Source organism: Siccirubricoccus soli (assembly GCF_024178315.1).
Lineage (GTDB): Bacteria > Pseudomonadota > Alphaproteobacteria > Acetobacterales > Acetobacteraceae > Siccirubricoccus > Siccirubricoccus soli.
Map to the genome: position 1 here is coordinate 1 of NZ_JAMZIK010000105.1, position 10,171 is coordinate 10,171.

Sequence of the window (10,171 nt, forward strand, 5' to 3'; positions counted from 1 at the left end):
CTCGGACACCGAGTTGGAGCTCGAGTGCCAGTCGCTGGTGGAGGTGCTGGTGCCGGTGGCGGTGAAGGTGTTGTCGCCGGAGGCCGAGGCATCCGCCACCGCCTTCGCCGTGTTGTCGGAGATGTCGGCGTCGGCGTAGACGTAGCTCTCCACGCAATTGTACAGCGTGAGATCGATGTAGCTGCTGAAGTCGACGTCATACCAGGACATTGTCGTTCTCCCCTTCGGAAGCGTTGTCAGGCGGCGTCAGTCCGTGGCGGACTCGGACACCGAGTTGGAGCTCGAGTGCCAGTCGCTGGTGGAGGTGCTGGTGCCGGTGGCGGTGAAGGTGTTGTCGCCGGAGGCCGAGGCGTCCGCCACCGCCTTCGCCGTGTTGTCGTAGATGTCGGCGTCGGCGTAGACGTAGCTATCGACATAGTTGACCAGCGTGAGCTCGATGTAGCTGTTGAAGTCGACGTCATACCAGGACATGTCGGTCTCCTCTCCGGTGCTTGTGCTTGCAGCCCGCGCTGCGGCCAGGCCGGTCGATGCCGGCCCGCAACTGGTAGGGCGCGCGGCGCCGGAGGGTCAAAGTGGCAAGCGGCTAAGAACCAATTGGACGGGCGTAGGCGCATTCAGCGGAACGCATCGCAGTCCTGCCTTCCATCTACGTCTTTCGGCAGCCGCCCTCGCCGCCGCGATACCTCTCCCGAAGCCGGCCCGCCCCGCCTCCCCTTCCGGCGGATGATCCGCGCGGCCGCATTCGGCCGCCGGGAGGAGCGGGAGACGGGCCGCAAGGCGTCAACCGATCATGGAGTAGGCGTCCCCGGCGACGTAGGAGTAGTCGTCGGTCGTGAGGCTATGGGTCTGGGTCAGCGTGATGCTGGCGTCGCCGGCGGCCGTGGCCGAGGCGGAGATGTGAGCCAGGTTGCCGTCGATCGAGCCCGGCCGCGGGCCGCGCACGGGTACGTCGTGGACCGTGTTGATCTCGATCGGCCCGTGGGGAAGGTCGAAGCCGTCGATCGCGATGGCGAAGACCTTGGTGGTGGAGGTGGCTGCGCCATCGGTCGATCCCCTCACCGTGCGGGTCACGACGAAGTCGGCGCCATCGACATCCGCATAGGTCGAGGCGGCGGCGTATGTCCCGCCCCCGTCCGCCGTGGCAGAGGCGGTCGCATCGCCGCGCACCGTCGTGACCCTGCCCCGGTCGATCACCGAAAGCGATACGTCGCCTGCCGCAGTGGTGTTGTCGCCGATGGCGACGGCCTCCGCCCCCATGCTCGCCGCCGTTCCCTCGGCGCTCGAGGCGACGTCGGTGCCGGCCTTGCTCCAGTTGCTGCCGGCGCCATAGGTACCGGTGATACGCTTGGCCATGGCTCAGTTCTCCTCATGGCTGTTCCACGCGTGGTGCGCGCGCCCGCAGCCCGGCGCCCTTGTCGGTGCGCGGATGGGGCAGCGGCGGTTATCGCGCGTATCGCCGTGCCCGGGCGGCGCAATGAGGGCGGTGGCACGAGCGAATTTTGCGGGCGTCTGCCCCGCGCTTCGACCGAGGGCGGAGACGGCCGCGCAATGGGCGTACGACGGCGGGTGAAGGCGGCTACCCCTTCCTGCGTTCTCCGGCCGGTGCCGAGACGGTCAGAGGATGACCGCTGCCCGGACGCGGCGCCCGGGCGCCTGAAGCAGCCGCAGCGAAGACTCGATGCAGGCGGCCCGATGCCGGACTGGCCAAAGCGGCCGAAGCTCGATCGATGCCGCTCTACGGCTCCGGACCGCGGGGCACCGCGCCATGCGGCGGTGCCGCCAGTGCGCCCATCGCCACGCGCGCCGCTGCCGGAGCCAGCCGGATCGGCGCTGCCGGCATGCCGGCCTCCTCGGCGCCGTGCGCCGTCGCCAGCGCGGTGCCGGAGGATGCGAGGGCCGCCGCCGTCCTGTTCGACACGCCGAGCTTCCGCATCACCTGCCGGACATGCACCTTGACCGACGCCTCGGAAATGCCGAGCAGCGCAGCGATCTGCCGGTTGGGCATGCCGCTGCGCATGTGCGAGAGCACCGCCAGCTGTTCCCTGGTCAGGGCATGGAGCCGCCGGTCGACCGACTCGTTGCCGTTGCGGCCATTCGGGCTGTGGCCGGCTGAGGCGGTGATCGACCAGGGACCCAGCAGCGCCGAGGGCGGGAAATACCACCCGCCGTTCATGATGAAGGTGAAGGCCGCGAGCGCGAGGCGTGGCTCGGTGGAGGTTCCGATGAAGCCCCGCACGCCGGCGCGGAGCGCGGCGATGATTGCGCTCGGGCTTTCGCGGTCCGAGACGACGACCAGCGGCGTCTCCGGCAGCGAGGCGTTCGCGGCCTTCAGCCATTCGGATGGGCTGGACTCCTCCACCGACATGCCGCCGACATTGAGGATGCAGAGGGCGATCCGCTTGCCCGCCGTGACGACCGCGTCCGTCATGTCCGCCGGTCCGGTCTCGACCACGACCCGGTTGCCGAGCGCCCAGTCCTGCAGGAACGCCGCTATGCTGGCACGCCGCAGCGCCTGTTGGTCCAGCACGAGGACGATCCGATGAGGTCCCGTCGCCGAGGTCTCCTGCACGGCACTTCCTCCATTGCCGAAGATGCGTCGGCCAGTGCGTCGGGTCCTGCGCCACGTCTTCATGGCGCAGCAACGGAATGGATGACGCGCCGAAAGAATGCGCCGTTGCATCGGTGCGCCGCAATTCGCCTGAGGTGATAGTCCGCGGCCTGCCCTGCCTATGTGGAGGATCATCGTTCTGCGGCCGGCGGCGGCGGCGTGCCGCGGTTACGCCATGCGGCGTACGCCCTGCAGGCGCCGGAGGATGGCGCAATGTCGCGGCAGCGGCGCTGCGGGAGGCCGTCAGGGCGAGGATCGGGACCAGGAGCGCCCGGGGCGTCTGCAGGCCAGGCGGCCTCGCCCGGGCGGCATCCGATCAGATGGCCTCATCTGGTCGGATGTCCTGCTCCGGCACGTCGTCGCGCGCGCCGGCCTGGCGCCTGGAGGCGGCGCGAACGGCAAGGTGCGTCAGATGGCGAGGTAGCCCGTTGGCGATGGCGCGAGGGCGGGATCGAGTTCGCAGAGCGCCGCCTGGGTCCGGTTGGCGACCCCGAGCTTGCGCATGACCTGGCGGACGTGAACCTTCACGGTCGACTCGCACATGCCAAGATCGCGGGCAATCCGCTTGTTGGACTGGCCCTGCCGCAGCAGCCGCAGCACATCGGCCTGGCGGGCGGTCAAGGTCTCGCGCGGGACCGGCCAGGCGGACGCGCCGCCCGGGCGGGGCGTGATCGTGCCGTGCCGGACGACGCCCGAACCGTGCACCGAAAGGTCGAGCAACACATCCGGCGGGAAGAAGACGCCACCGACGATGATGAAGCGCAGCGCGCCGACCATGACGCCGGGCTCCATCAGCGTCGTGAGGTAGCCGCGCGCCCCGGCCTCCAGCGCGGCGATGATGTCGCCTGCCTCCTGCCGGTCGGAGAGCACTGCCACGGGGACATCGCCCATCCGCTTCACCAGCCCCTGCAGATATTGCTGGAGCTTGGGGGTCGATGCCGAGACGCTGCCGATATTGACGAGCACCAGGGCGATGTCGGGGCCGGGGTCGAACTCCTCGGACATCGACCTTTCCTGGACCCGGAACACCTCGTTGTTGCATTCCGCGCTGAAGTTCAGAAACCGGGACAGGCCCGCTCGCCTAACTGGATAGTCATCGACCAAAATAATGCATGGATCCGAAACAATATGGCTTATTTCCTTGGGTCTCATGCTCTCCTCCCACGCCAACCTTTTTCGGTCAGGCCGATTTTTATTCAGTTCTCAGCGAATGTTTTTTTCGCAGGCAAAAATCAGAGACGGTCCCGGCAGTAATGTCCTGTCGACCTCGGCAAGCAATCTTGGGCAATGGCCCATCGGGGGCCCGACCAGCCATCGCGATGCGACGCTCGGCCCTGCTCCCCCGCCATCCCGCCATCCCGTCGGCCAAGGAGTCCGGCATGGTTCACTTGCAGTCACGAACGGCGCGTCGGCATTATATCCACGTAAGTTATCAGTAAGCTCAAATTGCCGAAAATTTCAAAACAATTCCGAAGCAACCGCTAGGCGAGAATGCGCCATATTATTGACGCGTACTCGGTATCATGCACGACATTGGAGCGGCTTCGGCTGACCTTCGCCACCCATCCCGTTCCAGCTCGCCGTCCGGTCGCGCGAGTCACGGTTTCGGTCGGTCCGACCTCAGCCTGTCACACTCCGACGGCAAGCTCCGATATCCCGCCAGGCAGCGCGCCGACGCCACGTGCGGACAGGTTCTCCGAGGAAGACGGCGTGGCACGGCAATGCCCGGCATCAAGGCCAGGAGCGATGGCGGCGGCTGTCATCGGTACCCCATGGCCCCGGCGTAGGGATCGGGTGCATGGCGGCGAGCAGCATGGCGCCCGGCGAAGGGGCGCTGGTCGGACCGGCGGGATTTGAACCCACGACCCCTTGACCCCCAGTCAAGTGCGCTACCAGGCTGCGCTACGGTCCGTGCGGCGGCGTCAGTAGCACCGGCCTCGCCCGGCCGCTACCCCCCTCCGCCGCCACTCACTCCAGCGAGATCCGGGTCCGCTGCGCCAGGGCGCGGAATTGCCCGGTCTCCACCGCCAGGAAATTGGCGAAAGCCTCCGGCCCCTCCGCCGCTGCCTCGGCCGAGGCGCTGGTCAGCGCCCGCTGCGCCTCCGCCCCCGTCAGCGCCGCGGCGGCGGCCTCGGCCAGCGCCGCCACCAGCCTGGGCGGCATCCCCGCCGGCCCCATCAGCCCGAACCAGGAGCCGGGGACCACGCCCTCCACCCCCTGCTCGGCAAAGGTCGGCAGCGACGGCCAGCGGGCGATCCGTCGCGGCGCCGCGGTGCCGAGCGCCTTCAGCGACCCGGCCTCGATCAGCGGGGCGGAGACCCCGACGCCGTCGATCACCCAATGCACCTGGCCGGCGGCGAGATCCGTCATGGTCGGGGCGGAGCCGCGATAGGGCACGTGCACCGCCTCGATCCCCGTCGCCATGCAGAATTGCTCGGCCTGGATGTGCTGGACGGAGCCGACGCCGGAGGAGGCGAAGGTGATCGCCCCCGGCCGCCGCTTTGCCTCCGCCACCAGATCGGCAAGCGAGGTCCAGGGCGAATCCCCTTTCGCCAGCAGCACATGCGGCTGCCGCGCCAGCAGCGTCACCGGGGCGAAGGCGCGGGCACCGTCGAAGGGCAGGCGCTGGGCCAATGCCGGGGCGATGGCGACAGCCGTCGGATGCGCCAGCAGCAGGGTGTGCCCATCCGGCGGGGATTTCGCCACCAGCTCCGCGGCGATGATGCCGGAGGCGCCGGTGCGGTTCTCCACCAGGAAGGGCTGGCCGAAGCGCGGCTGCAGCGCATTCGCCAGCACCCGGGCCAGCACATCCGTCAGGCCGCCGGGCGGGAAGCCCACCAGAATGCGCACCGGCTTCTCCGGCCAGCTTCCCTGGGCGCGGGACGGGGCGGGCAGCAGGGCCAGCCCCGCCAGCAGGGCACGACGGCGCATCACAGCTCTCCTGGCACGCCATAGGCCGGCGCGGCACCGGGGTTGAGGGCGCGGTTCACATAGGCCTCCTGCTGCGGCTCCCACAGCGTCCAGAGCTTGGCCAGCGCCTCGATCGGCTCCTGCTCGACCCAGTCCACCCGAAGGTCGGCGATGGGCCAGGGCTGGTCCCGCACCACCAGCAGCCCGGCGGAGAAGACCGGCCCCGCCTCCCCGCCCGCCGCCACCGCGGCACGCATGGCGGCGATCAGCCGGGTGCCGAGCGAGGCCTCCGGCATCGCCTCGAAGGCCGCAACCATGCGGGCAGGCACGCCGGGATTGGCGAGAAGATTGCCGAGGGCAACGCAATCCCGCCCCACCACCTCCGCATGCACGCCGAGCGCCCGGGCGCCGGAGAAGCAGGCGGGCGGCCCCTCCCGCCCCAGCAGGGCGAGCTGGCGGTACTCGATATGCGGCGCCTCGGCGCGCAGCCGCGCCAGCGCCGCCTCGGTCGGGAGCCCCTGTTCCAGCAGCCCCAGCCCCTGCGGCCCGAGCCGCGGATCGGTGACGTTCTGGGTCGCCACCACGCCAACCCCAGCCCGCGCATGGGCACAGCGCGCCGCGACGGCAGGGGAGGAGGAGGCGACGGCGATGCCGAACTCGCCGCTGCGGGGGCAGCGGCCGCTGACGGAGAAGGTCATGCCCCCCTCCCCGCGCCCTGCGCCGCGGCGCTCATTCGGGGATCACCGCGGTGGCGTCGATCTCCACCAGCCATTCCGGCCGGGCCAGCGCGACGACGACGAGGCCGGTGCAGACCGGATGCACCCCGCGGATATACTCGCCCATGGTGCGATAGACCGGCTCGCGGTGGCGGATATCGGTCAGGTACACCACGAGCTTCGTCACATGCTCCATCCGCGCGCCGGATTCCTCGAGGAGCTGGCGGATGTTCTGCATCACCTTGTGGGTCTGGGCGACCGGGTCGCCGAGGCCGACATTGGCGCCGCCCTCCAGCTCCTGCGGGCACTGGCCGCGGAGGAAGACCATGGTGCCGCGGGCCACCACCGCCTGGCAGAGATCGTTGTCGAGCTTCTGCTCGGGGTAGGTGTCCCTGGTGTTGAAGGGACGGATGCGGCGATGCGCCATCACGCGGTCTCCCCGGCCAGGGTCAGGTCGAGCGGGCTGCGATAGCCCGCCGCCGCCACCACGCCGCCGCGCACCGCGCCGGGCGCGGTCGGGCCCCAGAGCTCGGCGAAATCCTCCGGCAGCGCCCGGCTGTTCGGCACGGCGAGCCAGAGGCGGTAGAGCAGGCGCTTCCTCGCCTGGTCCGCATGGTCCAGCAGCGCGGTGCGGGCATGGTAGGTGACGTGGTTGTTGAGGAACTGGATGTCGCCCGGCTCCATGCGGGTGTGCAGCGCCAGCTCCTGCGCCAGGGCGGCGAGCAGGTCGAGCGCCTCCTCCTGCGCCGCGGTCAGCCGCGGCACCTGCGGGAAGCGCTGCGCGCTCTCGATGAAGCTGCGGGAATACTGGCTGGTGAAGCGGCCCTGGTGCAGGGCGAAGACCGGGTTGACGTACCACGGGTCCTCGCCCGGCCGCTCCTCCTGCTGCCGGCTGTGGTACCAGGGCTGGAAGAGCAGCTCGAGCAGGTCCGGCCGGCGCTCCAGCATGGCGTTGTGGATGGCGGGGGTGGAGACGATGAGGCTGTCCCCGCCCGAGAGGGATTGCCGGACGCAGAGCAGCCCGACCACGTCGCAGCGATCCGTATGGAAGCGCAGCTTGCCGCCGGTGCGGTAGCCGCGGGCGCCGGGATCGCCGAGCCGGTCGCCGGTATCCGTCACCTCGCCCAGCAGTTCGCCATGCTTGCTCTGTGAGACGGGCGTGCCGAGATGCCGGCCGATGGCCCAGAGCACGGCGCGCAGCAGGACGGGCGGCACATCCGCGGGCAGGCCGCGCAGATTGACGAGGCCGGGCCCTGCCTCGAGGTCGCGGAGGATCAGGGCGAGCTTCGCCGCGGTCTTCGGCAGCGGGACATCGGGGGCGGAGATCTTCTCGAGCGGCCGGCCGCTGCGCAGGATGGACTGGCCGGCGGCCAGCAGCTCCGCCACCTCGTCGGTCGCCCATTGCCAGACCCAGTCCTGGCGTTCCGCCATCTCCACCCCGGTCCACACCCAGGGGCCGGTGAGAGGGGATCGGCTCATGGTCGCCATCCTTCCGCTGCGCCGGAGGGAGCCTAGCCGAGATGCACCCCCTGTGAAGCGCTCATCGCCGCGGGGCCGTCCAGCGGCCGAGCAGGAAGCCGAGCAGCATCGCGCCGCCGAGCAGCGCCACCACCTCCCCGAACAAGGCATGGGCCAGGGGCAGGCCGATGGTGACGGCGGCGACCAGGGCGCCGACCCAGGCCCAGCGGCGCCAGCCGGCCAGCGGCGTGGCGGCGGCGGCGGCGGCGCGCTTGCCGCCACGGGCCGCAGCGCGGACAGGGCCGCGGGTACCGGCCCGGGCGGCGGGCATCAGCCCCTGGCCCCGGCGAACATCCCCCCTGCCTCGGCGCGGGCGTAAAGGGCGCCGATCAGCGCGGCGAAGGCGGGGTCCACCGCCATGGCGGGCTGCATGCGGGGATGGGTGGTGGGGGCCGCCACGCCATGCTCCCGCCAGGCCAGCCCCTGGCTGAGCACATTCTGCAGGAAGCCCTGGGCGCGGTCGCAGGCCATGGCGAAGCGAGCCTCCGGGGTCTCGCCCGCCTCGAATTCCTCCCAGGCGGCGCGGAGGCGCGCCGCGAGGTCGGGCGGCAGGGCGGCGAAGACGATGTCGGCGGCGGCGCGCTCCCGCTCCGCCGCCGTGGCCTGGGCGGCGGGGTCGTAGGCGTAGGAATCCCCCGCCTCGATCTCCACCAGGTCATGCACCGCGGCCATGGTGAGGACACGGCCGAGATCGATGGGCTCGGCGACCTCGCCCGCCATCAGCACCGCGACCAGTGCGAGGTGCCAGCAATGCTCGGCGCTGTTCTCGCGGCGGGTGGTGCCGTCCGGCAGCGGGATGCGGCCGCGCCGCTCCACCAGCTTCAGCCGGTCGGCCAGCGCCAGGAAGTCGAGGATGGCGGCGACGCGGTCCGGGCTCACGCCGGCAGCCCCAGCATCTCCATCAGCTCGCGCCACTCGCGCTTGGAGAGGCCGCTCTCCGCCTGCCCCACCTGCTCCCCCGCCAGGCGGCGGCGGACCACGGCGAGCATGCCGGCGGACAGCGTCGCGGCACCGAGACGGTAGTCGCAGAAGGCCTCGTAGCTGGCGGGAACCCAGGCCTTCACCGTCTCCAGCATCGCCTCGGCATAGGCGCGGATCTCGTACTGGGCGTGCGGATCGGCGCGCAGGGAGAGGAAGTGGAAGAGGTTGTGGAGGTCGGTCTTCCAATACCATTGCGTATAGGTGTTGAGCGTCAGGTTCATCCGCGCCAGTTCCCGCGCCAAGCCCTGGCGGGCGGGGTCGGGCCCCTGGTCGTCATGCCCCTCGTTCAGCATCCAGGCGTAGTGATCATAGGCCTGGGCGGCGTCGGCGCGGAGCAGGCGCAGCACCTCGGCGGCCTCCTCGCCCGTCAGGATGTCGCCGCGGCCCTGGCGGTTGACGGTGGATTGCGCCGCCAGATGCTCGGGCGCCGGGATGTAGAATTCCTTGTCCAGGATCGAGTAGCGCGCCGAATACTCGTTCACGTTGGCCGTGCGGTGGCGGATCCATTGCCGCGCGACGAAGATCGGCAGCTTCACATGGTACTTGATCTCGCACATCTCGAAGGGGGTCGAGTGGCGATGGCGCATGAGGTAGCGGATCAGGCCGCGATCCTCGTTCGCGGCGCGGGTGCCCCGGCCATAGGAGACACGGGCGGCCTGCACCACCGCGGAATCATCGCCCATGTAGTCGATGACGCGGAGGAAGCCGTGGTCCAGCACCGGAGTGGCGTGGAACAGCATCGCCTCCAGCGCCGGGACGGTGGGGCGGAGGGTGCGGGAGTCCGCCGTGCGGGCGGCGGTGATGTCGGCGATCTGTTGCTCGCTCAAAGGCATGCTGCGGCCCCTCTCGCCTGCTGCGGGCGGCGATCCGGCCGCCGCCCCAAAAAAACAGTCGCGGGTAGCCCGGCACGGGCCGGCCGGCAAGCCGGGGCGCCCTCAGGCCCAGGCCAGCCGAAGGCAGCGCGGGATGCGGCGGCGGCCGACGGCGATGCGATGGAGGCGCCGCAGCAGGCGCAACCCCTGGCAGAGGCGGCGGAAGCCGGCGGGACTCGGCGCCGCCGGCACCGGGATGCTGCGAGCCAGGCTTTCCGCCCATTCCGGGTCCGGCAGCAGCCAGGGCGGGCCGTTGAGGGCGGAGAGCAGGCCGAGGCGGCGGATCAGCACGATGAAGCCGAGGCCGAGGATGCGCGCGGCGCGGCGGCAGGCGCGGGTGATCCAGGCCTCGATGGCGCGCAGCGTGTGGGTTTCGGACAAATCCACCAGAGCGCGCAGCAGGCGCTGCCAGAGCCCGGCATGGGTCAGGCGGCGGAAGCAGCGGGAGACGGTGTCCGGCTTGCCGAAGGCGGGCGGCAGGGCGCGCCAGGGCTCGGCGCTGCAGGCGAGGTGGAAGATGGCGTCCATCCGCTGGCGGAGTTCCGGGATGGGACGGCCGGGGCCGG

The 10,171-nt window shown here is 70.8% G+C and carries 13 protein-coding genes and 1 tRNA gene; all 14 read right to left on the reverse strand.

The annotated features are described in order from the left end of the window. On the reverse strand, nucleotides 1-210 hold a 210-nt coding region (locus tag NJ376_RS16865; protein ID WP_252954453.1), incomplete at its 3' end, for a hypothetical protein. 36 nt (nucleotides 211-246) lie between these two features. Further along, nucleotides 247-471, reverse strand: a complete 225-nt coding sequence (locus NJ376_RS16870) for a hypothetical protein (RefSeq protein WP_252954465.1) — start codon at nucleotides 469-471, stop codon at nucleotides 247-249. A 309-nt stretch (nucleotides 472-780) separates the two neighbouring features. Further along, nucleotides 781-1,353, reverse strand: a complete 573-nt coding sequence (locus NJ376_RS16875; protein WP_252954454.1) for a hypothetical protein — start codon at nucleotides 1,351-1,353, stop codon at nucleotides 781-783. Nucleotides 1,354-1,735: 382 nt separating this feature from the next. After that, nucleotides 1,736-2,680, reverse strand: a complete 945-nt coding sequence (locus NJ376_RS16880; RefSeq protein ID WP_252954455.1) for a response regulator transcription factor — start codon at nucleotides 2,678-2,680, stop codon at nucleotides 1,736-1,738. 336 nt (nucleotides 2,681-3,016) lie between these two features. Continuing rightward, nucleotides 3,017-3,760 (reverse strand): LuxR C-terminal-related transcriptional regulator, encoded by a 744-nt coding sequence (locus tag NJ376_RS16885; protein ID WP_252954456.1) that lies wholly within the window; start codon nucleotides 3,758-3,760, stop codon nucleotides 3,017-3,019. A gap of 683 nt (nucleotides 3,761-4,443) precedes the next feature. Beyond that, nucleotides 4,444-4,520, reverse strand: a tRNA-Pro gene (locus NJ376_RS16890). Nucleotides 4,521-4,576: 56 nt separating this feature from the next. Next, nucleotides 4,577-5,539, reverse strand: a complete 963-nt coding sequence (locus NJ376_RS16895) for a Bug family tripartite tricarboxylate transporter substrate binding protein (protein ID WP_252954457.1) — start codon at nucleotides 5,537-5,539, stop codon at nucleotides 4,577-4,579. Next, nucleotides 5,539-6,216 (reverse strand): DUF1028 domain-containing protein, encoded by a 678-nt coding sequence (locus tag NJ376_RS16900; protein ID WP_252954458.1) that lies wholly within the window; start codon nucleotides 6,214-6,216, stop codon nucleotides 5,539-5,541. The genes NJ376_RS16895 and NJ376_RS16900 overlap by 1 nt, the downstream gene beginning before the upstream one ends. A gap of 31 nt (nucleotides 6,217-6,247) precedes the next feature. Then, a complete protein-coding gene (locus tag NJ376_RS16905) occupies nucleotides 6,248-6,661 on the reverse strand; it encodes a RidA family protein (protein WP_252954459.1) in 414 nt (137 codons plus the stop codon). Further along, a complete protein-coding gene (locus NJ376_RS16910) occupies nucleotides 6,661-7,713 on the reverse strand; it encodes a TauD/TfdA family dioxygenase (RefSeq protein ID WP_252954460.1) in 1,053 nt (350 codons plus the stop codon). The genes NJ376_RS16905 and NJ376_RS16910 overlap by 1 nt, the downstream gene beginning before the upstream one ends. Nucleotides 7,714-7,774: 61 nt before the next feature. Continuing rightward, nucleotides 7,775-8,023: a hypothetical protein gene (locus NJ376_RS16915; protein ID WP_252954461.1), complete on the reverse strand. Its 249-nt coding sequence runs from the start codon at nucleotides 8,021-8,023 to the stop codon at nucleotides 7,775-7,777. Further along, nucleotides 8,023-8,631, reverse strand: a complete 609-nt coding sequence (locus tag NJ376_RS16920; protein WP_252954462.1) for an HD domain-containing protein — start codon at nucleotides 8,629-8,631, stop codon at nucleotides 8,023-8,025. The genes NJ376_RS16915 and NJ376_RS16920 overlap by 1 nt, the downstream gene beginning before the upstream one ends. Continuing rightward, nucleotides 8,628-9,566 (reverse strand): FAD-dependent thymidylate synthase, encoded by a 939-nt coding sequence (gene thyX, locus NJ376_RS16925; RefSeq protein WP_252954463.1) that lies wholly within the window; start codon nucleotides 9,564-9,566, stop codon nucleotides 8,628-8,630. Before thyX ends, NJ376_RS16920 begins: the two co-directional genes overlap by 4 nt. Before the next feature lie 102 nt (nucleotides 9,567-9,668). Continuing rightward, nucleotides 9,669-10,171, reverse strand: a 503-nt coding sequence (locus NJ376_RS16930; protein WP_252954464.1) for a transposase, incomplete at its 5' end; no start/stop codon positions are given.